This window comes from Serratia sp. DFXYC6 (genome assembly GCF_057196085.1).
The window spans coordinates 146,985-170,050 of record NZ_JBXUNV010000005.1 but is presented as its reverse complement, the minus strand read 5'-3'; the positions used below and the strand labels follow the sequence as shown (position 1 = coordinate 170,050).

The window sequence follows — 23,066 nt, the reverse complement described above, 5'->3', positions numbered from 1 at the left end:
TGTTACTGCTTGAGTTTGGGGTCGAGAGCGTCACGCAAACCGTCCCCCATCAGGTTAAATGCCAGCACCGTCAGCAGGATCGCCAGGCCGGGGAAGGTCACCACCCACCAGGCGCTTTGCGCGAACTGCAGCACGTCGGAGAGCATGGTGCCCCACTCCGGCGTCGGAGGCTGCGCGCCCATGCCCAGAAAGCCGAGAGCGGCCATGTCCAGAATGGCGTTCGAGAAACCGAGAGAAGCCTGCACGATCAAAGGCGCCAGGCAGTTAGGCAGAATATTGACGAACATCTGGCGCAGCGCGCCGGCGCCCGCCACCCGCGAAGCGGTGACGTAGTCGCGGTTGACCTCCACCAGCACCGCCGCGCGCGTCAGACGTACATAGTGCGGCAGGGCGACGAAGGTCAGCGCCAGCGAGGCGTTGACGATCGACGGCCCGAATACCGCCACCAGCACCAGCGCCAGCAACAGGCTCGGCAGAGCCAGCATGATGTCGACGATGCGCATGATAATCGCGTCCACCACGCCGCCGAAGTAACCGGCCAGCAGGCCGAATATCACGCCCATGATCAGCGACAGCACCACCACCAGACAGCCGACCAACAGCGACAGCCGTGCGCCGTACATCAGGCGCGACAGCACGTCGCGGCCCACGTCGTCGGTGCCGAGGATATATTGCCAGCTGCCGCCTTCTTGCCACACCGGCGGCTTGAGCAGCGCGTCGCGGAACTGGTCCGCCGGCGCATGCGGCGCCAGCACGCCGGCGCCGAGCGCGATCACCAGCATCAGAACGATGTACACCAGGCCGACCACGGCCCCTTTATTGCGCTTGAAATAGTGCCAAAACTCCTGAAACGGGGTCATCGGCTTCGGCGCACCTTTAACTGCAGACTCAGTGATTTGAGACATGAGAGCGCCCCTTATTTCTTGTGGCGAATACGCGGGTTGACCACGCCGTAGAGCACGTCTACCAGCAGGTTAACCAGAATGATCATACAGGCGACCAGCAATACCCCGCCCTGCACCACCGGGTAATCGCGGCGCTGCAGCGCGTCGATCAGCCAGCGGCCCAGCCCCGGCCAAGAGAAGATGGTTTCCGTCAGAATAGCGCCGGCCAGCATGGTGCCAACCTGCAGCCCGATCACCGTCACCACCGGCAGCAGCGCGTTGCGCAGCGCGTGGACGACGATCACTCGCATGCGGCTCACGCCCTTGGCGCGCGCGGTGCGGATATAGTCTTCGCCCAACACTTCCAGCATCGAGGAACGGGTCATGCGCACGATCACCGCCAGCGGGATGGTGCCCAGTACGATGGCCGGCAGGATCATGTGCATCACCGCGTCGACGAAGTCGCCAGGCTCGCCCCAGATCAGGGTGTCTATCAGCATGAAGCCGGTCAGCGGCTGGCTGTCGTCGAGGAATACCGTGTCGCTGATGCGCCCCGACACCGGCGTCAGGTTAAGCTGCACCGACACCAGCATGATCAGCATCATGCCCCACCAGAAAATCGGCATCGAATAGCCGGTCAGCGAGATGCCCACCGCGGTGTGATCGAAGACCGAACCGCGTTTGACCGCCGCCAGCACCCCGACCGGGATGCCCACCAGCACCGCGAACAGCATCGCGCAGAAACCCAGCTCCAGCGTGGCCTGGAAGCGCGGAACGAACTCGCTCCAGACGGAGATGCGGCTTTTGAGTGAGGTGCCCAGATCGCCGTGCAGCACGTTGGACACGTAGGAGAAATATTGTTGATAGAGCGGCTTGTCCAGCCCCATTTCCGCCATCAGCTGCGCGTGGCGCTCGGCGGAGATACCGCGTTCCCCGGCCATGATGGTCACCGGGTCGCCGGGGATCATATGGACGAATGCAAAAGTCAGCAACGTAATGCCGATAAACGTTGGGATAACTAACCCCAAACGTCGGAGTATGAACTGCAACATATCCCGAACTCTCTGTATCAATGCCCGGCAGCTCATCGTCCGCCAGGCTTATTAACGCTCACATGCCTTTGAACGATTCGACGGCCATACGCCGGAGACTGGTCAGCAGAGGCGCAAACCTGTTGCGCCCCTGCAAGTCCATTCGTGCGTCTCCGGTAAAGCGGTCGAAATCAGTCTACAGAGACATTCTCGAAGTGATGCTTACCGAGCGGATCCACGACGTAGCCTTTTACTTCCTTACGCACAGGCTCATACACGGTGGAGTGTGCGACAATCAGCGCGGGAGCCTGATCGTGCATCACCACCTGCGCCTGTTTGTACAGTTCGATACGCTTGTCGTGGTTGGATTCGGCGCGCGCCGGTTGAATCAGATCTTCAAACGGCTTGTAGCACCAGCGGGAGTAGTTGGAGCCGTCTTTCGCCGCCGCGCAGCTGAACAGCGTGGCGAAGAAGTTGTCCGGATCCCCGTTGTCGCCGGTCCAGCCCATCATCACCGTCTGGTGCTCGCCCGCTTTGGCGCGCTTGAGGTATTCACCCCACTCATAGGTCACGATTTTGGCTTTCACGCCGATCTTGGCCCAGTCGGCCTGGATCATTTCCGCCATGCGGCGCGCGTTCGGGTTGTAAGGACGCTGTACCGGCATCGCCCACAGATCGATGCTGAAACCGTCGGCCATGCCCGCTTCTTTCAGCAGCTCTTTCGCCTTGGCCGGATCGTAAGCGTAATCCTGCACCGCGTCGTTATAGCCCCACATGGTCGGCGGGATCAGGTTCTTGGCCGCCTGGCCCGCGCCCTGATAGACCGCGTCGATGATCGCCTGCTTGTTGACCGCCATGGTCAACGCCTGACGCACCTTCAGGTTATCCAGCGGCTTTTTCTCGACGTTGAACGACAGATAGCCCACATTCAGGCCCGGCTGTTCCATCAGGTTGATGGACTTGTCCTGCTTCATGCGGGCGATATCGGCCGGGTTCGGATACGGCATCACCTGGCATTCGTTTTTCTGCAGTTTGGCGTAGCGCACGGAGGCGTCAGGCGTGATGGAAAACACCAGGCGATCGATCTTCGGCTTGGTGCCCCAGAAACCGTCGAACGCCTTGTACAGGATCTTGGAGTCTTTCTGGTATTGCAGCAGCTGGAATGGGCCGGTGCCGATCGGGTTCAGATCGACTTTCTCCGGCGTGCCGGCTTTCATCATCACGTCAGCGTATTCGGCGGACAGAATGGATGCGAAGTCCATGCCCAGGTCAGCCAGGAACGGCGCCTCCGGGCGGTTCAGCACGAAGCGCACGGTGTTGTCGTCCACTTTTTCGATCTTGGCGATCAGCTTTGGCATGTCCATGCCTTCAAAGTATTCGTAACTGCCGCCGGACACTTTGTGATAGGCGTTGTTCGCATCCAACTGGCGTTCAAAGGAGAACACCACGTCGTCGGCGTTGAAATCGCGCGTCGGTTTGAAGTCCTTGCTGCTCTGCCACTTCACGCCTTTGCGCAGGTGGAAGGTGTAGGTTTTGCCGTCTTCGCTGACGTCCCACTTCTCAGCCAGCCCCGGCTGCAGCTCGGTGGTGCCGGTCTTGAATTCGACCAGCCGGTTGTAGATTGGTACCGAGCTGGCGTCATAGGTGGTGCCGGAGGTAAACAGCTGCGGGTTGAACCCTTCCGGGGAACCTTCAGAACAGTAAACCAACGTCTTGGCCTGTACGCTGGCCGCCACGGTCAGCGCGATCAGCCCAATACCGAATTTCAGAATCCCCGATTTACCCAAGGAACGTGTCATCGTTAGTGCTCCATTGTGTGATGTGATGTGTGTAATTGCCGCCAGACCTGTATTTTTTATTGCGTGGCCTGTGCGATCGGCGCCCGAAGGCAGAAGGCGTACGAGGAGAGAATGCCGGATGGAACGCATCGCGGCGGGGACGTCTGAGCGCGTGGAATTCACTCAAACAACTCTCGCTCTTACCCCTGAGGCTATCAAGTTGCCAACTGTTTGGGGTGTCGTCAATATAACCAGTGGGGATTTACGCAGACTGTGAGAAACAGCAAACAAACATAAAAAAAACCTTTTGTTAACAGTTCCAGCATGAAAATTTATGCTAAGCGGCCATTTTTAGCGCATTGGTCTGACCCTCACAAACTTACTGGTTTTTAACTCCGTTAAAAAACGCCAAAACTTTGTTGCTGAATGATGAATATCTGAACGGTTATTTTTGTGATCGCCGTTAAAGACAGGAGGAAATGCTGAAGGATTACCCAAAAGGGTGAGTCCGATGAGCGCGTTTTGCACCGGGCAGGCCCACAATCTGTGCGGCGTAAAAAAACTTTCGGCGGCGAAAAAGCCGGGGGCGAAAGGATATCCCCCGGCAACGCACTACAACCGATTATTGAACGCCGGCGCTGTTGCCCAGGCTGGCGTTCATGCTGTTGAGAATATCGCCGTTGTCCGCGTCGATCTCCCAAGAGAACAGGCCGCCCAGCTGCTTATCCAGCACGTACTTGCCTTTGGCCTGCACCGAGCGGGCATCGTCGAAGGTGATCAGATCGCCGGTGGAAGGCTTGAACACGTATGGCGCTTCTGCCGTGGCGTCGTAGGTGTACTGCCACTCGCCGCTCATGAACTGGCCGGCGATTTGGCGGTAGTCCACGATGCCGTTCTCCCAGGTGCCTTTAACCGGCCCGGTGGCGGTACCGGTGAACGGAATGTTGTTCTGGTAGCCGTTCACCCCGGTCCAGCCGCGGCCATACATGGCGGTGCCGACCACGATTTTGCCCGGCTTGACGCCCTGCGCCAGCAGCGCATTGACGCCCTGCGCCAGCAGCGCATTGACGCCGTTCACCGTGGTGTAAGCGGTGTCCGGCTTCCAGGCCGGCGCATTCAGCGCGGTCTGATGCCCCAGGTTCTTCAGATCGAAGGCGCCATAGAAGTCGTAGCTCATCAGGAAAATGTGATCCATCGAGTTCTGCGCGACGTTGTAAGCCACCTTGTCGATCTTGTCCTTGCCGGCGCTGATGGCGGAGGTCAGTTCATATTTGCGGCCGGTTTCCGCCGACAGCTGATCCAGCATCGCCCGCAGCTCCTTCATCAGCAGCACATAGGTTTCCCCGTCCTGCGGGCTGCCCAGGTTCGGGTTGGCGCCTTTGCCGCCCGGGAACTCCCAGTCGATATCCACGCCATCGAAGAACTTCCAGGTCTGCAGGAACTCTTTCACCGAACCGACGAAGCGATCGCGCTTCACCTTATCGCCCATGAAGAAGAACGGGTCGGACAGCGTCCAACCGCCGATCGACGGCAGAATTTTCAGGTCAGGATGCGCCTGTTTCAGCGCCATCAGCTGGCCGAAGTTGCCCTTGTAGGGGTCATCCCAGGCGGTAACGCCCTTCTGCGCTTTTTGCAACGCGGCGAACGGATCGTGGATCGAGACTTTGAAGTCCTCGCGGCCCTGGCAGGAGCGCTGCAGCGCCTGGAAGCTGCCTTCGATCTCTTTCAGGCTGTCGTTGATGCCGTTGCCGCCGCAGATCGGGATAAAGCCGTACAGCAGGTGGGTCAGGTTCTGCGCCGGGATCTTGTCGACGGTGAAATTGCGCCCGTAAACGCCCCACTCGACGAAATAAGAACCGACGACTTTGCCGGAGTTCTGTTTATACGGTTTATTCTTTTCCAGCAGCGGCTCTTTCAACGGCGCCAAATGGCTGCCGTCGGTGTCGGCCACCACAATTTCGGTGGCGTCGCTGGCGCTGCAGCCGTCGGCATTGCACAATGCCACCTGCATTTGATAACGGCCGCCTTTATTGACTTTAAAATTCGCCGTACCGGAAGAACCGGTTGACGGGCCGCTCCACGCCTCTTTGCCATTTAATAAAACTTTTGCCGTCGTACCGGTGTCGCCATTCCATAAATTCCAGGAGACCGCAACATCGGCGGCATTTTTTACCTTCACCAAACTATTATAAGCGGTAGCCGCCTGGTCAACTTCAACGATGGCGAACTTGGTGTTGCCCCAGGCGATGGTCGGCTTGCCCGGCGCGGCGGCCTGCGCCGCGGAACACAGCGTGCTGCCGATCAACAGCGCCAACAGCGGTTTATTAAATTTGCGCATAACTGATTCCTTTATTCCGAGAGGATAAACATAAAAGAGTTAATCGTCGCGATGCATTGCCGAAGCGAAAAAATCCCGCAATAATCCACGAAGATTAGCGTTAATAAATAATCACGATATTTTCCACGCAGCGGGAATAACATATCCCGCGTTGTCCATTCAGACTATAGGTAAAAAAAATGTGAAAACAAGAGCGCTATAAACCGGGTTTTATTCGGCAAGCATGAATTTATTTAAATATGAGAAAAAGAGCCCAATGGGAATAAGGAGTGTGAATTAATTAAGCGTAAAGGATAAATATATTTCACGAGGACGGTGGATTGACGCACGCCATAAAGCGAAGCCGACCGTATCGGAGGAGGTGCTCATCCTCATAAACTGCAGACGAAAAAAAACCTGCTTTAAAAGCAGGTTTTTCGAATGGTGGTCGGCGAGAGAGGATTACGCGCATCGTTGATGCGCGCCCTGCGGGCCGTTGCTAAAGCAACGTTGTCTCGCTTCGCGAGGCTCGAACCTCCTGCGGAGGTACTCATCCTCATAAACTGCAGGCGAAAAAAAACCTGCTTTAAAAGCAGGTTTTTCGAATGGTGGTCGGCGAGAGAGGATTCGAACCTCCGACCCACTGGTCCCAAACCAGTTGCGCTACCAAGCTGCGCTACTCGCCGATGCGGGGCGCATCTTACTGCTGGCGGTTATAGGCGTCAATCACTTTTTTGCCCCTGCATTTCAAGTGGTGATAAAAGCGCCATAATACGCTGCGCCGGGGGCTGCGCAGCGTATTTTACTCAGGCGTTGGCCGGTTTCAGCGCCGGCGTCTGCGCGCGCAGGAATGGCAGCAGGAACAGCGCCGACAGGCAGGCGGCGATGGAAATCACCACGAAGAAGCCGTTCCAGTGCCAGATCTCCATCACCCGCGCGATCGGGTAGCCGGACAGCGCCGCGCCCAGGTAGGCGAACAGGCCGACGAAACCGGTCGCGGCGCCCGCCGCATCCTTGTGCGAGCACTCCGCCGCCGCCATGCCGATCAGCATCTGCGGACCGAAGATAAAGAAGCCGATGGCGAAGAAACAGCAGGCCTGCAGCAGGTAAGTCACGCCCGGCATCAGCCACAGCGCCGCCACCGACAGAAAGATACCGATAGCGAAGATCAGGTTCATCGGGCCGCGGTTGCCGCGGAACAGCTTGTCGGAACCCCAACCGGCCACCAGCGAACCGATAAAGCCACCCACTTCAAACAGCGAGATAGCCGAGTTGGCGGTCATCAGCGAATAGCCCTTTTCCTGCGTCAGGTAGAGATTGCCCCAGTCGTTGATCGCGGTACGCACGATATACACCAGCACGTAAGAGACCGCCAGCAGCCAGATGTACTTGTTGGTCAGCACGTAGCGCTTGATGATCTCGCGGTTGCTCAGCCCCTGGCCTTCCGATTCCTGCACCAGCTCCATGGCGTCGTTGCGCCATTTGCCGACGCTCGGCAGCCCCAGGGTGGATGGCTTGTCACGCAGGCGCCAGCACATCAGCAGGCCGAGCACCACGCCGATGATGCCGGGAATGATCATGCCGTAACGCCAGCTGAAGTGCAGCGAGATAAAGCCGACCAACAGCGGGATCAGCGCGCCGCCGACGTTGTGCGAGGTGTTCCAGATCGCCCACCAGCTGCCGCGCTCAGAGCGCGAATACCAGCTGGTGAGGATTTTGGAGCACGGCGGCCAACCCCAGCCCTGGAAGAAGGCGTTGAGGATCCACAGCGTGCCCAGCATCATCAACGACGAGCTGAGACCGAAGAAGATATTCAGCACCCCGGTCATGATCAGGCCCAGCCCCATAAAGTAACGCGGGTTGGAGCGATCGCTGATCATGCCGGAAATGAATTTCGAGCAGCCGTAGGTGATGTAGAACAGCGTACCGAGGATGCCGACGTCGGACATCGTCAGGCCCAGATCGCTCAACATCGCCGGCATGATGAAGTTGAAGCTTTTGCGCGTGAAATAAAACGCAGCATAACCGATGTACATGGTGCACATCAGCTGAATGCGCCAGTATTTGTAGCTGGCGTCGATCTGCCGTTGATCGGTGACCTGCGGCGCATCCGGGCGGCTTTTAAGGAAAGACCACATGTGGAACCTCAGAGGATTGAATTAAAGTGCCGCTATGATGCTCCTCGCGCGCGCAGGGGGCTTACGCCGGATTCTCGAGGCGGTTAGGAGTTTTTCCTAGTTTTGCGTTTGCGCCGGTGAAACTGTGGGCAAGATCACACTCAAACAGGCGCCCCGCTCAGCGGTGAACCGCAGGCTGCCGCCGAGGGCGCTGATGCGCTCCTGCATGCCGCGCAGGCCGTACCCCGGCTGATGGTTTTCCGCATCGAAGCCCACGCCGTTGTCGCGGATGGTCAGGGCGATCTGCGGCGCGGCGCCTTTGCGCGGCTGCAGGCGCGCATCCAGCTCCAGGCGACTGGCGCCGGCGTGGCGGCACACATTGGTCACCCCTTCCTGACACACCCGATACAGCGTGATTTTCAGCGTTTCATCCAGCAGCTCGTCGGGCACCTGCCACTGCATGCTGCTCACCAGCGACGCGTCCTGCGGCAGCGACTCCCGCAGCATCGCCGCCACCGCCGCCGACAGCGGCAGGTTGTTCAGCGCCGCCGGCCACAGCTGGGTCAGCACATCGTGCACCCCGTCGTAGACCCGCAGCGCCAGCGCATCGATGGTGTCGGCGCAGCCGATCACCGCCGGTTCCGGCGCCAGACGCTTGACGATGCTGGCCTGAGTGCGGATCACGGTGATGGTCTGCCCCACTTCATCGTGCAGCTCGCGCGCCACCTCGCGCCGGGTTTGCTCCTCCGCCGTCACCAGCGCCCGCGCCAGCTGCCGATTCTCCGCCAGCCGCAGCCGCAGTTGCTGATTCAGTTCGCGCTGGCGCTGAATGCCGGCGCCCAGCAGCAGCCCGGTCAGGCTTTGGGCCAGCAGCGACAGCAGCAGATCGCGGTGCGACTCCGGCTGCGGCGGCTCGTTGACCATCAGCGCCACGCCGTTGAGCAGCGTCGCCAACAGCGCGCCCTGCCAGCCATAGCGATAAGACATGAACACGATGGGGATCGCCAGGCAGAACGGTGCGAAACGGCGCAGCTCGGCGGCGTTAACCTGCTGCTGCAGCCAGATGCTGAACGCAAACAGCAACAGATAGCTGGCCAGGTGGCCCAGACGCAGCTCCACCGGCTTGTGGATCAGCCCCGGCTCCAGCGGCACCCAGATTTGGCGCGCCAGATAGTGCCACAACAGCAGGCAGGTTGGCGCGATGGTGAAACCGCCGGTCAGGCCGAGCAGCAGCGCGCGGGCGCCTTCGCCGCTCACCAGCTGCCAGACCAACGCCTGCAGCAAGGCGGCGATGGCGACCACCGCGCCCTGCAACAGCGGCCAGCGCCATTCGCTGTCGCTCTGCTGATGGCGCAACAGCCACGGCGAAGCCAGCAGGCTGAGCAGCACCGTCAACACCAGCACCGCCACCGACGCCCACAGCGCCGGGCCGTAGCCGAACTGATCCGCCAGCAACGCCATCAGCAGCAGGTCAGCCAGCAGGATCCCCGGCCAGAAACGGTACGGGGTCTGCAGCAAAATGCCCATGCGCAGGCCGAACGGAAACAGCAGCAGCGCCTGCCAGGGGGGGTCGATCAACGCGGTGCCGATGCCCCACAGGCAAAACGCGCTGGCGGCGTAGATGAAAAACAGCGCCAGCTGGGTGATCAAGCGCTGCGTCACAGGTTCAGCATCCGTCTGGCCAGTTCGACGTTGTTGTTGATGCCCAGCTTGGCGAACAGGTTGGCGCGGTGCACATGCACCGTTTTCGGCGACAGCCCCAAGGCGGCGGCGATCTCACGCACCTCCTGGCCCTGCGCCAGCAATAGCGCGATCTCGCGCTCGCGGCGGGTCAACGGATCGACCCTCACCCGCGCCAGCTGCTGCGCGATTTCCGGCATCAGGTAGACGCCGCCGCCGGCGACGGTGCGCACCGCGGTGATCAGATCTTCCGGCTTGCAGCGCTTGGAGAGAAAGCCGCTGGCGCCGCGTTCCAGCGCCATTTCCACCAGCGCCGGGTTATCGTGCATCGACAGCATCACCACGCGGATGCCGGAGGGAATGTCCGCCAGCAGATCCAGCCCGCTGCCGTCCGGCATCGAAATGTCGCAAATGCAGATTTCCGCCTCCAGCCCCGGCAGGCCGGCGCGCGCCTGCGCTGCGCTGCTGAACTCGCCCACCACCTGAATATCGGCCTCCAGCGACAGCAGTTGCACAAAGCCCGAACGCACAATGTCATGATCGTCGATAAACGCCACGCGCAGGGTCATGGAAATCTCCGGTTAGCAGGGGAAGTGCGCAAGTATACCGTATGCGCACACCGGAATAATTGATGAAGAGAATGTATTGGGTGAAATTACCGGGTGCGCAAGGCAGGCACCCGGCGGGAGGGATCACAGGCGGGCAGGCGCCGTTTTATCCTGCGGCAGATGGCACCAGTTGTTTTTATCCACGATGCCCCCATCAGGAGAGGTGTAGCCGAGGCAGCCAAGGATAGTGTCAAACAGCTCGACGTGGCGATGCGTTTTGCCGATGCGCTGCTGCGCCTGCAGCTGCTCAAAAGCGCTGAGGTGCTGCGGGTTTTCGAGGAACTTGTCCGACGCCCACACGATCATCGGCACGCGGAATTGCTCCGGCGGCGCCATTTCGCGCGGCGTGCCGTGCAGGTGCGTATTCTCGCCGATCGATTCGCCGTGATCGGCGGCATAGAACACGATGGCCTTCTTGTCCCGCACCTGGTCGATCACATTACTGATAAAGCTGTCGGTATACAGCACCGTATTGTCGAACGCATTGATCAGCTGCGCCTTGGTGCAGGAATCGTCCACCCCCATGCACTCCGGCTGATAACGCGCATAGCTGCGCGGATAACGCTGCGAGTACAGGTAGTGCGAGCCTTTGGTATGCAGGATCACCAGGTGCTTGCCCTTCGGATAGCGCGCCAGCGACTCCTTCATTTCGTCCACCAGCAGCATATCGTCGACCGCCTTGCCGTCGTTGCGCTTCTCGGACGCGATCATCTCGCGGAACGAATAGTTGTTCACCTCGGTGTTGTTGTAGAACCACACCTCGCTCTGCATGGCGAACAGCTCGGAAGAGAAGCCCAGATCCTTCAGCACCGCGAACACGTTCTGCTCTTTCAGCGTGCGCTGCGGATTGTCTTCGGTGCCGCCTTCACGCACGAACATGCAGCGCAGCGACAGCTTGGTGGCGGTATCGCACGACTCGCCGCGGAACGCCACCAGATTCTTCTCTTTAGACAGCCGCGGCGTGGTATCGCGCTCGTAGCCCAGCATGCCCATGTGATCCCAGCGCGTGGTCTCGCCGATGATGAACACCACGTAGGTGTCGTCGATGTCCGCCGGCGGTACGTAGGTGAAGTGTTTGCCCGGATCGAACATCGTGCTCTGATCCTGGCTTTCGTCATAGCGGGTGTAGGCAAACAGCCCCAGCGCCGACAGCCAGTTGGACGGCAGATACGAGTGCGCCACCACGCCGCCGTAGCTCGGCAAATCGACGTTGGAAAGCTTCTCTTGCACGCTCTGCTCGTCGTCCAGCATGCGCAGCGGCAGCCAGACCAGCGCCACCACCGCCAGCAATACCAGCAGCGGCTTGATGCGATGACCAGGGGTTTTCAGCTGTTCTATCAGGGTATAGCGCAGGTTGTTTTTCCAGATCAACAGCAGCGGCAAGGCGCTGAGCGCCACCATCCACAGCACGAAGTGCAGGCCAACCACCTCTTTCGACAGATCGATATCGGTGGTCATCACCGACACCACGATGCCGTAGCCGATCACCACATTGAAAAACGTCATGTAGTAGCTGGCGGCAACCGAAATCAACACCAGCAGCGAGGCGACGATGCGATAAAACAGCCGGCCGCCGAGCGATACCAGCCGCATAATGAAGAACGTAAACAGGACGATAGCGATGACTTCCGTCACCGCCGAAATAAGCTTAATTCCCTGAATGCCGTGCGCCAGCGAATCAAAACGGCGATAGAAAACGGACAGGTTTAGAAAGATGCCGATATAGATCGCTAACAATAACGATAAATTCTGCTGTGATAGCGATTTAACTTTGTTCATGTAACGCGGTGGCTCCGGGGACGGTGTAGCGGTTCTGACTCAGTCAGACACTGATTGCGGCTTCTGGTTCAGCCAACCGGCAATAAGCGTTATTTTGCGGGTAATAATCAAGAGAATTCTCACAAAACGGACAAAATTTACCGTTTTTTTGAGCGGTTTTCAGACAGGGCACGCAAGAAAATGGAGGGATAAACCCTCCATTTTTTCCAGATATCGGCAAAAATCTTACTTAACGTTCAGAGTTACATCGATATTTCCACGGGTGGCGTTGGAGTATGGGCACACCACATGCGCCTTTTTCACCAGATCTTCCGCCACGCTGCGCTCGATGCCCGGCAGCGAGATATCCAACTGCACTTCGATGCCGAAGCCATTCGGGATTTCACCGATGCCGACGGTGCCGTCGATCTTGGCTTCGGCCGGAATTTTGACCTTTTCTTTCGCCGCGACAAACTTCAACGCGCCGAGGAAGCAGGCCGAGTAACCGGCGGCGAACAGCTGTTCGGGGTTGGTGACTTCGCCGCCGGCGCCGCCCATCTCTTTCGGCACGCCCAGTTTCACGTCCAACACGCCGTCGGAGGAGGTCGCACGGCCGTCGCGGCCGCCGGTTGCGGTGGCGTGAGCGCGGTAAACCACTTTCTCAATAGACATCGTTCATTCCTTCTTGCTGGTTGGCGAGATGACTACGGCTTCCACGAGGTAAAGCCGGTCACATATTTATCTTTTGCGATTAAATCGCGCACTACTTATTTTTGACACTTATTAACCAGTGTAGACCACCCCTGCCGTTCTTGCGTCCGGCGCTGGAGGATCAAATCTGATCGATCAGGCTGCCGCGCAGCTTTTCCAACTGCTGTTTGAGCGAGACGATCTCGTCCAGGCTGCAGTCGGTGGCGCACATCACCGCCTCGGGCACCGATTGCGCCCGCTCACGCAGCGCGCGGCCGGCTTCGGTGAGGGCAATGATCACCTGCCGCTCGTCGGTGGTGGCGCGATAGCGCACCAGCAAACCGGCGGTTTCCAGCCGCTTCAGCAGCGGCGTCAGCGTGGCGGAATCGAGGAACAGCCGCTCGCCGATATCCGATACCGTCACCCGATCGCGCTCCCACAGCACCATCATCACCAGGTATTGCGGGTAGGTGAGTTCGAGCTGATTCAACAGCTTGCGGTAGACTTTGTGCAGCGCCAGGTTGGCGGAGTACAGTGCGAAACAGAGCTGCTGATCGAGCTGCAGCAGGTTCTTCGCGTTGGGTTGTGCGGTATCGGTGCTTTTCATGTTTGTGAATATAGATAGTGCACGATGTAATCGCAAGCTATTTCTTGTGAGGTATGCTACCTTTTTTTCATGCAGAGGATGCTCGGAGGGAAAGGAAATGACGAATACGCTTGCAGAACGCGCGCGCCGCTACGCCACCAAGGCGCATGCGGCCATCGATCAGCGCCGCAAATACACCGACGATCCGTACATCGTCCACCCACAGGCGGTGATGGAGCTGGTGCGCAGCGTGCCGCACACCGAAGAGATGCTGGCGGCCGCCTGGCTGCATGACACGGTGGAAGATACGCCCACCACCCTCGGCGATATCGAAAGCCACTTTGGGCCAAAAGTGGCGGAACTGGTGCGAATGTTGACCAACGTCAGCCGCGCCGAGGACGGCAACCGCTTCGAGCGTAAAAACCGCGATCGGCGCCACAGCGCCGGCGCGTCACCGCAGGCCAAAACCATCAAGCTGGCGGATCTGATCGACAACACCCGCTCGCTGCTGGACTACGACAGCCACTTCGCCCAAACCTATCTGATTGAGAAACAGCGCCTGCTGGAAGTGCTGACCGAAGGCGACCCGACGCTGTGGCGCCAGGCCAGCCATATCGTCGAACAGGGGCTGCTCAGATTGCAGCAGCCGCCGCACAACGTGCCGGCCAGCTGGTTTGAGCACGCCCGCCGGCGCTACCGCGAGAGCGACGCGGCCTGATCAGAAGGTCACCACCGTTTTCAACGCCGTCACCCAGGCGTCCTGCGTCTCGCTGACGCCCGCCGGGTGATGCCAGTATTGCAGGCCCGGCTGCAGCTGCAGCCACGGCGTGACGTTAACGCGATAATAGAGCTCCGCCGTCACCGAGTGGCCCGGCACCGGCCGATAGTTCGGATCGTGATAATCGCTGATGCCGCTCATCTGGTTGAGATAACGCTGATTGTCTTTGTAGCGGTCGCTCAGCTTCACCACCGAGACGCCGAGCCCCAGCCAGTCGTCCGGCCGCGCATCGAACAGCCCGCGATAGCGGATGCCGGTCGAGGTGGACCAATGCAGGTAGTTGCTGCGCTGATCTCCCAGCCCCAGGCTGTAAAACACGCTCAGACCGCGGTTGACGTCGTCCGCATGGCGCGTCACCTGCTGGTTGAAACCGGTATACAGGAACCAGGTGCGATCGTGGCTGCGATAGCCCTGTGGATCGCTGGCGCCCGGCCCGCCGGACACCCCTTCATAAAGATCGCTCTGGCGCGCGTTGGTGAACAGCACGCCCAGGTTATACACCCCCGGCAGCTGGTTGACGGCGTGGGTTTTCAGCTCCAGCTCCATCGGCAACAGGAAGCCTTTGCTGCCCTTGGTGGACCAGCTCCAGGCGTGGCTGCGGCTGGGGGCGCTCGGGTTCTGTTCCATCACGCCGCCCTTGAGCGTCAGGCCGTCGGTCAGTTTGTATTGCAGCGTCGTGCCCCAGTAATGCACGTTCCAGTTGTACCAGGTCAACGAGTTGGCGGACTTGCCGCCGCACAGCGTCAGCGTCTGAAAATCGCAGGGAATGATCTGATCGAAATCCTGCACCTTGTTCATCATGCCGATGCGCCACTGCAGCCGGCGATCGAGGAAGGAGCGGCTAAAGGTCAACCAACCCAGCCGGGTAATCGACTGCCCGCCAAAGCTCTCCTGCGACAGATCGGTCAGGCCGACGCGCGGATCCTGCAGGCGATCGCGGGTCAGGTTGTTGTCATGGTTGCGGTTGACGATATTGCCTTCGATCGCCGCGTCCGGAATGCCGGTCAGCGCCTGCAAATCCTGGCTGAAGGTCAGCGAAAACTGGTCGATATACGACGCCTGTTTATCGTGGTTGTAACCGCCACCGGCGTTATACGACAGCTGGCTGAGGTAGCCGAGATTATAGTGGAAGCCGTGATCCTCCAGGATCGGCCTGATCCCCAGCATATCCCCCAACAGCCCGGGCTGCGGCGGCTCAAAGCCGAGCGCCACTCCTTCCCATTTGGCGGTGGGGGCTTCGACGTCCTTGCCGGTTTGCAGCGTTTCCGCCTGCGCCTGGCTACAAAGCAGCGCCAGCGCCGCCAGGGTCATGGAACGAGGTAATAAGCTTTTCATCATTATTATATTTCTCCGCATAACGGCTGACTGCGGGCAACAGCATTCCCTGGGAGAGAATTTCCCATCATGAACAGCAGCGAATAACGTTAGGTTAACGCCCGGCGCTTGCCGCCGGGCTGAAGGGTTAGCGTCGGTCTTTCAGGCTGGCGCCGTTGCTGTGGATCACATCGCGGTACCAGTAGAAACTCTTCTTACGGCGGCGCTCGAGGCTACCGTTGCCGGCATCGTCCCTGTCGACGTGAATGAAGCCGTAGCGCTTCGACATTTCGGCCTTCGAAGCGCTGACCAGATCGATCGGTCCCCAGCTGGTGTAGCCCATCACCTCGACGCCGTCGTCGATCGCTTCCGCCACCTGCACCAGATGATCATTGAGGTAGTTGATGCGGTAGTCGTCGTTGATGCTGCCGTCGGCCTCGACGCGGTCTTTGGCGCCCAGCCCATTTTCGACGATGAACAGCGGTTTCTGATAGCGGTCGTACAGCACGTTGAGCAGGTAGCGCAGCCCGATCGGGTCGATTTGCCATCCCCACTCCGAGCTGGCCAGATGCGGGTTCGGCACCATATCGAGAATGTTGCCGCGCGCCGTCTCATACTGCTCCGGGTCGGCGGTGACGCAGCCGCTCATGTAGTAGCTGAACGAGATGAAATCGATGGTTTCACGCAGCGTTCGCCGATCTTCCTCGGTGATCGCCACCTGAATGCCGTTTTCACGGAAGAAGCGCTGCATATAGGCCGGGTAATAGCCGCGTGCCTGCACGTCGCCGAAGAACAGCCAGTCGCGGTTTTGCCGCTGGGTTTCCAGCAGATCTTCCGGCTTGCAGCTCAGCGGATACAGAATGCCGCCCAACAGCATGTTGCCGATTTTGCCCTCCGGCACGATCTCGTGACAGGCCTTCACCGCTTTGGCGCTGGCCACCAGCTGATGGTGGATCGCCTGATAGATGGCGCTCTTGTCGCTCTCCGGCGGCAGACCGACGCCGGTGAAAGGCGCGTGCAGCGACATGTTGATCTCGTTGAAGGTCAGCCAGTGTTTGACCTTGTGCTTGTAACGTTCGAACACCGTGCGCGCGTAGCGCTCGAAGAAGTCGATGGTGCGCCGATCGCCCCAGCCGCCGTAGCGTTTCACCAGGCCGTAAGGCATCTCATAGTGCGACAGCGTGATCAGCGGCTGAATGCTGTATTTCGCCATCTCATCGAACAGCCGATCGTAAAACGCCAGCCCGGCTTCGTTCGGGGTCTCTTCATCGCCCTGCGGGAAAATGCGCGTCCAGGCGATCGAGGTGCGCAGGCATTTGAAGCCCATCTCGGCGAACAGCGCGATGTCTTCCGGATAGCGATGATAGAAATCGATCGCCACGTCCTTGATGCCGCTGTCGCCCGCCGCGCGCGGCGTGATGGCGCCGAAGATGCCCTGCGGCTGCAGATCGGAAGTCGACAGCCCCTTGCCGTCGGCCTGATACGCGCCTTCAACCTGGTTCGCCGCTACCGCGCCGCCCCACAGAAAATGTTGCGGAAACTTGCCGTTCATCGCTTGCTCCTCAATTAGCGTAATAAAGTCAGCAGCGGCGCCTGTTCCTGCACCGGAGACAGGCCGCTGGTCAACACGTCCACGTAATCATCGCTGTTGCTGATGATGATCGGCGTGGTGGTGTCATAGCCGGCGGCATGGATCGCCGCCTGGTCGAACTCGATCAGCAGATCGCCCGGGGCGACCCGCTCGCCTTCCCGCACGTGGGCGGTGAAATGCGCCCCGTCCAGCTTCACGGTATCGATGCCGACGTGAATAAGAATCTCCGCGCCGTCGTCCGATTCGATGCCGATGGCGTGTTTCGTTTTGAACAGCGACGCCACGCTGCCGCTCACCGGCGCCACCACGCGCCCCTGCTGCGGCGCGATCGCCACGCCTTTCCCCAGCAGGCCACTGGCGAAAGTCGCGTCGTTCACCTGATCCAGCGGCACGATGTCGCCGGCGATCGGGCTGAGAATCGCCTGTTTGCGGTTGAGCGGCGCGGCGGCTTCAGGCTGTGCGGCGGCCTCTTCCGCCGGCGCGACGCCGAACAGATAGCTGGCCAGCGCGGCGAACACGAACGACAGCAGGGTGCCGCCGATCGCGCCCCATACCGTGGCGTCGATGCCGCCGCCGGGGATGATCTGCGCGAAGGTGAACACGCTCACCAGGCCGAACGAGTAAACCGAAGTATGGAAGTAGCCGATCACCGCGCCGCCCAGCGCGCCGCCGATGCAGCCGAAGATGAATGGGCGTTTGTTCGGCAGCGTGACGCCATACACCGCCGGCTCGGTGATGCCGAAAATCCCGGCGCCGATGGCCGAAGCGGACAGCGCCCGCAGTTTGGCGTCGCGAGTGCGCAGCATCACGCCCAGCGTGGCGCCGACCTGCCCCATCACCGCCGGCAACAGCAGCGGCACCATGGTGTCGCGCCCCAGCACGCTCAGGTTGTTGATCATCAACGGCACCAATCCCCAATGCAGGCCGAAGATCACGCACACCTGCCACATCGCCCCCATAAAGGCGCCGGCGATGATCGGGTTAAAGGCGTAAATGCTCTGATAGCCGTTGGCCAGCAGGTGGCTGAGCCAGGTTGCCGCCGGGCCGATCAGCAGGAAGGTCAACGGCACGGTGATCGCCAGGCACAGCAGCGGCGTGATGAAATTGCGCAGCGCACTGTGGATCACCCGGTTAAACAGCGGCTCCAGGCGGCAGGACACCCAGGCCGCAAAGATGATCGGGATCACCGACGAGCTGTAGTTGATGAAGGTCAGCGGAATGCCGAAGAAATACTCGCGCACCGCGCCCGGCTGCTGCGCCGCTTCGAAGGCCGCCATCATCAGCGGATGCGTCAACGCGCCGCCGATCGCCATGGTGACGAAGGGGTTGCCGCCGAATTTTTTCCCGGCGGTGTAGCCGAGCATGATCGGGAAGAAGTAGAACAGCGCGTCGCTGGCGGCGAACAGCATTTTGAAGGTGCCGCCGCTCTCCAGCAGCCAGCCACAGGCCAGGCTCAGCGCCAGGAAGCCTTTCAGGATCCCCGAAGCGGCCATCACCCCAAGCAGCGGGGTAAAAATGCCGGACACCAGATCGATAAAGCGGCTGAGCAAGTTGTCTTTTTTGCCGCCCGCGTCGTCGCTCGGCGCGCCTTCGGCCAATCCGCCAACGCGGTTAACCGCGTCGAACACTTCCGCCACATGGTTGCCCACCACCACCTGGAACTGGCCGCCGCTCTCCACCACCATGATGACGCCGGGGTTTTTCTTCAGTGCTGCCGCGTTGGCGCGATTGTCGTCGCGCAGCTTGAAACGCAGGCGGGTAGCGCAATGCACCAGGCTTTTCACATTGTCGCGGCCACCGACGCCGGCCAAAATCTCACTGGCTAATGTGTCATATTTCATACAGTTATCCTTAGACTTCGCGTTCTGCCGCTCCCCGCCCCACGCTGGCCTGGCGCTGAGGCAAAATTCGGCGCAAAAAAAAACCTAAACCTCGCGGCCTCTGCCCCATCGGGGAACAGAAACGCGAGGTTTAGGTTTTGCCTGCCGTAGCAGTAACAACCCTAAATCGGTTGAGTTATGACGTTAACACCGCGGATTTTGCCGGGGCAAGCCTTTGCGTCGGCAAATTGCCGAACTGTGATCGGGCGGGCAAAACCGACCTGAGGTATCAAATAAGGCCTGTCGCCCTCTATCGGCTTCAGCACAGCAGTGATATATCGCGCAGGCGGAATAGAGAGGGGGCGGAATATCGCCCGCCTCAGGCAAAAACATAAGATTAACTAACCTAATAATTCACGGTCAGGCGAAAGCAAAGCGCTCGTCCATCCACTGTCAATCCCCGCTTTTTTGGTCGAAATCGGCAATCCATAAGGCAAATAGATCGCCAAACTTGATTGCGCATCGTTAACATTCCACGATATTCACCTGCGCAAAAATCACCATGTGCAATTGATAATGGTGAAAGAAACATCAGAATGACTAATTAAAACGACTGGACAAAAGTCACGCGGGCGATTATTACTGGTCAACGCGTAATCGATTGTAAGGATGACAGCGACCATGACGTTGCGGACTGAGTTGGGACGGATTCTGATCACCGGCGCCGGCGGCCGGGTAGCCACGGCGTTTCGCCAGGCGATGGGCGATCGCTACGCGCTGCGGCTGGCGGAAAGGGATGTCAGCCTGCTGCACGATCTGCAGCCCGGCGACGAAGTCATCAGCTTCAACATCGCCGATCTCGACGCCTGCCGCGCGGCCTGCGCCAATATCGACACCGTGTTGCACCTGGCCGCCGATCCCTCCCCCGATGCCGACTTTTGCGGTTCGTTGATGGACAACAACATTCTCGGCACCTTCAATATTTTCCGCGCGGCGAAAGACGCCGGCTGCCGCCGGGTGGTGTTCGCCAGCAGCGCACAGGCGGTGGAAGGCTATCCGCTCGATTACCAAATCCGCCCGGATGACGCGCCGAAACCGAAAAACCTGTACGGCGCCAGCAAGGCGTTCGGCGAAGGCATCGCCGCCTACTTCGCCCATCAGGAAGGGCTTTCCGCCCTGTCGGTGCGCATCGCCAACTTCACCACCCTCAGCCCGGGCGATCGGCTCAGCGCCCGCGACATGAGCGCGTTTCTCAGCCATCGCGATGCCGCCGATCTGCTGGAGCGCTGCATTCGTGTCGACGGGGTGCAATATGCGGTGGTGCACGGGGTTTCCAATAACCGCTACACGCGTTTATCGCTGGAAGAGACCCGTCGCCTGCTCGGCTACGCCCCGCAGGACGATGCGTTCAGCCTGCTCGGCTTTGAGTGAGCGCGGCGGGGAACCCCGCCGCACGCTGTCGTTTTAACCGTTGGCGTAGGCCACTTTTTCGGCCTGACGGTGGGTGAACAGCACCAGCAGCAGCGCCAATCCGGCAATAATCGCCCCCATCACCGGCACGAAGCTGTATCCCAGCCCGGCGGAGACTACCGCGCCACCGGCGGCGGCGCCCAGCGCATTGCCCAGGTTAAAGGCACCGATATTGACCGAAGACGACAGCCCCGGCGCTTCACTGGCGACACGCATCACGCGCATCTGCAGCGGCGGCACCACGGCAAAGGTCGCCGCGCCCCAAATCACCATGCTGACTGCAGCGCCGATTTCACTGCGCGCCAGGAACGGGATCACCAGCATAATGACCACCAGCAGCAACAGGAAGCCTTTCAGCGTCGCGCTTTCGGAGCGGTCGGCGAACTTGCCGCCGAGGTAGTTGCCGATGGAGAAACCGACGCCGATCAACACCAGCATGGACGTCACGAACAGCGGTGTCGCATCGGTGATGTGCTGCAACACCGGCGAGATATAGGTATAGAGCGTGAACATCGCGCCCGCGCCCAGCACGGTCGTCAGCAAGGCGGACAGCACCTGAGGGCGCACCAATACCGACAGCTCGCGTTTCACATCCGGACGCGCGCCGGCGCTGCCTTGCGGCAACGAGAACCACAGCCCCAGCATGGCGATCACGCCCAGCCCGGCCGTCGCCAGGAACGACATGCGCCAGCCGATGGTTTCACCCAGCCAGGTCGCGGCGGGCACCCCGCCGATATTGGCGATGGTCAGGCCCATAAACATGGTCGCCACGGCGCTGGCCTGTTTCTCCTTCGGCACCACGCTGGCGGCCACCACCGATCCGAGGCCAAAGAACGCGCCGTGGTTCAGGCTGGTGATGATGCGCGACAGCATCAGGGTGGTGTAGTCAGGCGCAACGGCCGACAGCACGTTACCCAGAGTAAAGATCGCCATCAGGAAGATCAGCGCGCTTCTGCGTGCCCGGTGAGAAAGCAGCAACGTCATCAGCGGTGCGCCGACCATCACGCCGACGGCGTAGGCGCTGATCAACATGCCGGCCATCGGGATGGAGACGTCCACCCCTTTGGCGATGGTCGGCAGCAACCCCATCGGGGAAAACTCGGTCGTGCCGATGCCGAACGCCCCCACCGCCAGGGCTAATAAGGGAAAGTTAATTTTCATTCAACAACTCCGGTTAACCGCTGCCGAAGCGCGGGAAAGTTAAGATGCCAAAAGTATGACATTGATCACACCAAAGATAAGCAGGCGGGAGGCTAAAAGACTTTTGCGATTTTGTTAAAAATCGTGGGGAAAAACAGCAGCCGACTCTATCCCAACCACGCGCCGACAGGCAATAGCCGCCGTCGCCCGAGCGCACATCGGGTTCATTCCCGCCACCTGCGGCAAGCCGGCGGCCACCGCAACTATTGAACACAGAGCAAAAGTGTTTTGTTATTGTGCGCGTTTTTAGAATTAAACGACGAAATATAATGGCCTCAGTAAAACATCAATGCCCTACGGCCCCATTCACACAGAGGGAAGCGCCATGCTTTTTGACTCGTATTCTTTAAACGGTTTATCGCTGAACAATCGCATCGTCATGCCGCCCATGACCCGCTCTCGGGCCGGCGCCGGCGACGTCGCCACCGACATGATGGCTGAATATTATGCCCAGCGCGCCAGCGCCGGGCTGATCGTCAGCGAAGGCACGCAGATTAGCCAGCAAGGCCAGGGTTATGCCTGGACGCCCGGCATTTACACCCCGGAACACATCGCCGGTTGGAAAAAAGTCACCGACGCCGTACATCAGGCCGGCGGCAAGATCTTCGCGCAGCTTTGGCACGTCGGCCGCGTGTCGCATACCATTCTACAGCCTGGCCACGCCGCGCCGGTCTCCTCCTCCGCTATCCAGGCCGATGGGGTCAAGGTATTTGTGGATGTCGAAGGCCGCGGGCCGGAACATGGCGTGGGTGAAATGGTGCAACACTCCGCACCGCGCGCCTTAACGCGGGAAGAAATTCCGGCGATCGTCAATGACTACGCTCAGGCGGCCCGCAACGCCATCGCCGCCGGTTTCGATGGCGTAGAGCTGCACGGCGCGAATGGCTATCTGATCAATCAGTTTATCGACTCGCGGGAAAACCAGCGCGACGACGAATACGGCGGTTCACTGCAAAATCGCCTGCGTTTCCTGCGGGAAGTGGCGCAGGCGGTAGCGGACGCCATCGGCAAAGAGAAACTGGGCGTGCGCCTGGCGCCGCTGACCACCCTGATGGGCTCGCAGGACGATACCCCGGAAGCCACCTATCTGGCGGCGGCCAGCGTGCTGAACGATATCGGCGCCGCTTACATTCACATCGCCGAAGCGGACTGGGATGACGCCCCGGTGATGCCGGCGGCGTTCAAAGAATCACTGCGCCTGATTTTCCGCGGCACGCTGATTTACTCGGGCAAATACACGCGTGAACGCGCTGAAGAAGCGCTGGCCAAAGGCTGGGCGGATCTGATCGGCTTCGGCCGCCCGTTCATCGCCAACCCGGATCTGCCTCACCGCCTGCAACACGGGCTGGCGCTGAATGCGCCCATTAAAGAGAAATTTTTCGGCGGCAGCCGGGAAGGCTACACCGATTACCCGGCGATCGGGTAACGCTCGCCGACAACGCCG

General features: G+C 60.0%; 17 protein-coding genes, 1 tRNA gene and 1 other RNA gene. 3 read left to right on the top strand and 16 right to left on the bottom strand.

Features of this window, described 5'->3' with window-relative positions; genetic code table 11:
• Window positions 1-2 precede the first annotated feature (2 nt).
• From dppC to AC2CGQ_RS21770, 12 genes are all read right to left on the bottom strand, one after another.
• Window positions 3-905, bottom strand: a complete 903-nt coding sequence (gene dppC, locus AC2CGQ_RS21825) for a dipeptide ABC transporter permease DppC (protein WP_004934130.1) — start codon at window positions 903-905, stop codon at window positions 3-5.
• Between the two features lie 11 nt (window positions 906-916).
• Window positions 917-1,936, bottom strand: a complete 1,020-nt coding sequence (gene dppB, locus AC2CGQ_RS21820; RefSeq protein ID WP_004934128.1) for a dipeptide ABC transporter permease DppB — start codon at window positions 1,934-1,936, stop codon at window positions 917-919.
• Window positions 1,937-2,106: 170 nt separating this feature from the next.
• A complete protein-coding gene (dppA, locus tag AC2CGQ_RS21815) occupies window positions 2,107-3,714 on the bottom strand; it encodes a dipeptide ABC transporter periplasmic-binding protein DppA (RefSeq protein WP_004934126.1) in 1,608 nt (535 codons plus the stop codon).
• 601 nt (window positions 3,715-4,315) lie between these two features.
• On the bottom strand, window positions 4,316-6,031 hold the full coding sequence (chiA, locus tag AC2CGQ_RS21810) for a chitinase ChiA (protein WP_484593881.1): 1,716 nt from the start codon (window positions 6,029-6,031) through the stop codon (window positions 4,316-4,318).
• A gap of 424 nt (window positions 6,032-6,455) precedes the next feature.
• Window positions 6,456-6,584, bottom strand: a non-coding RNA gene (locus tag AC2CGQ_RS21805) — RtT sRNA.
• 35 nt (window positions 6,585-6,619) lie between these two features.
• Window positions 6,620-6,696: transfer RNA gene (locus AC2CGQ_RS21800), tRNA-Pro, on the bottom strand.
• 120 nt (window positions 6,697-6,816) lie between these two features.
• Window positions 6,817-8,148, bottom strand: coding sequence for an MFS transporter (gene uhpC / locus AC2CGQ_RS21795; protein WP_015376232.1), 1,332 nt, complete (start codon window positions 8,146-8,148; stop codon window positions 6,817-6,819).
• Between the two features lie 96 nt (window positions 8,149-8,244).
• Entirely contained in the window at window positions 8,245-9,789 is a 1,545-nt protein-coding gene (gene uhpB / locus AC2CGQ_RS21790) for a signal transduction histidine-protein kinase/phosphatase UhpB (RefSeq protein ID WP_484593880.1), read from the bottom strand.
• Window positions 9,786-10,376, bottom strand: coding sequence for a response regulator transcription factor UhpA (uhpA, locus tag AC2CGQ_RS21785; protein WP_004934117.1), 591 nt, complete (start codon window positions 10,374-10,376; stop codon window positions 9,786-9,788). The genes uhpB and uhpA overlap by 4 nt, the downstream gene beginning before the upstream one ends.
• A 123-nt stretch (window positions 10,377-10,499) precedes the next feature.
• Complete coding sequence (gene eptB, locus AC2CGQ_RS21780) at window positions 10,500-12,194, bottom strand: kdo(2)-lipid A phosphoethanolamine 7''-transferase (protein WP_015376231.1); 1,695 nt, start codon at window positions 12,192-12,194, stop codon at window positions 10,500-10,502.
• 225 nt (window positions 12,195-12,419) lie between these two features.
• Window positions 12,420-12,845: an organic hydroperoxide resistance protein gene (locus AC2CGQ_RS21775; protein ID WP_004934114.1), complete on the bottom strand. Its 426-nt coding sequence runs from the start codon at window positions 12,843-12,845 to the stop codon at window positions 12,420-12,422.
• A 160-nt stretch (window positions 12,846-13,005) separates the two neighbouring features.
• The gene (locus AC2CGQ_RS21770) at window positions 13,006-13,470 is read right to left on the bottom strand and encodes a MarR family winged helix-turn-helix transcriptional regulator (RefSeq protein ID WP_004934111.1); all 465 of its coding nucleotides are present in this window, start codon (window positions 13,468-13,470) and stop codon (window positions 13,006-13,008) included.
• Between the two features lie 97 nt (window positions 13,471-13,567).
• Here AC2CGQ_RS21770 and AC2CGQ_RS21765 point away from each other — a divergent pair, with 97 nt between their 5' ends.
• Entirely contained in the window at window positions 13,568-14,167 is a 600-nt protein-coding gene (locus tag AC2CGQ_RS21765; RefSeq protein WP_015376230.1) for an HD domain-containing protein, read from the top strand.
• On the opposite strand, the gene AC2CGQ_RS21760 is transcribed toward AC2CGQ_RS21765, so the two are convergent.
• From AC2CGQ_RS21760 to bglF, 3 genes are all read right to left on the bottom strand, one after another.
• The gene (locus tag AC2CGQ_RS21760) at window positions 14,168-15,538 is read right to left on the bottom strand and encodes a carbohydrate porin (RefSeq protein WP_369803993.1); all 1,371 of its coding nucleotides are present in this window, start codon (window positions 15,536-15,538) and stop codon (window positions 14,168-14,170) included.
• A 151-nt stretch (window positions 15,539-15,689) separates the two neighbouring features.
• The gene (locus AC2CGQ_RS21755) at window positions 15,690-17,093 is read right to left on the bottom strand and encodes a glycoside hydrolase family 1 protein (RefSeq protein ID WP_015376229.1); all 1,404 of its coding nucleotides are present in this window, start codon (window positions 17,091-17,093) and stop codon (window positions 15,690-15,692) included.
• A gap of 14 nt (window positions 17,094-17,107) precedes the next feature.
• The gene (bglF, locus tag AC2CGQ_RS21750) at window positions 17,108-18,973 is read right to left on the bottom strand and encodes a PTS beta-glucoside transporter subunit IIABC (protein WP_103086105.1); all 1,866 of its coding nucleotides are present in this window, start codon (window positions 18,971-18,973) and stop codon (window positions 17,108-17,110) included.
• Between the two features lie 660 nt (window positions 18,974-19,633).
• Between bglF and AC2CGQ_RS21745 the strand changes: the two genes are divergently transcribed.
• A complete protein-coding gene (locus AC2CGQ_RS21745; protein ID WP_015376227.1) occupies window positions 19,634-20,383 on the top strand; it encodes an NAD-dependent epimerase/dehydratase family protein in 750 nt (249 codons plus the stop codon).
• A 33-nt stretch (window positions 20,384-20,416) separates the two neighbouring features.
• Here the strand turns inward: AC2CGQ_RS21745 and AC2CGQ_RS21740 are convergent, their stop codons facing one another.
• Window positions 20,417-21,583 carry an MFS transporter gene (locus tag AC2CGQ_RS21740; protein ID WP_004934092.1) on the bottom strand — a complete coding sequence of 389 codons (1,167 nt, stop codon included), beginning with the start codon at window positions 21,581-21,583 and terminating at the stop codon, window positions 20,417-20,419.
• Window positions 21,584-21,947: 364 nt separating this feature from the next.
• Here AC2CGQ_RS21740 and AC2CGQ_RS21735 point away from each other — a divergent pair, with 364 nt between their 5' ends.
• Window positions 21,948-23,048, top strand: a complete 1,101-nt coding sequence (locus tag AC2CGQ_RS21735; protein WP_004934091.1) for an alkene reductase — start codon at window positions 21,948-21,950, stop codon at window positions 23,046-23,048.
• Window positions 23,049-23,066: the final 18 nt, after the last annotated feature.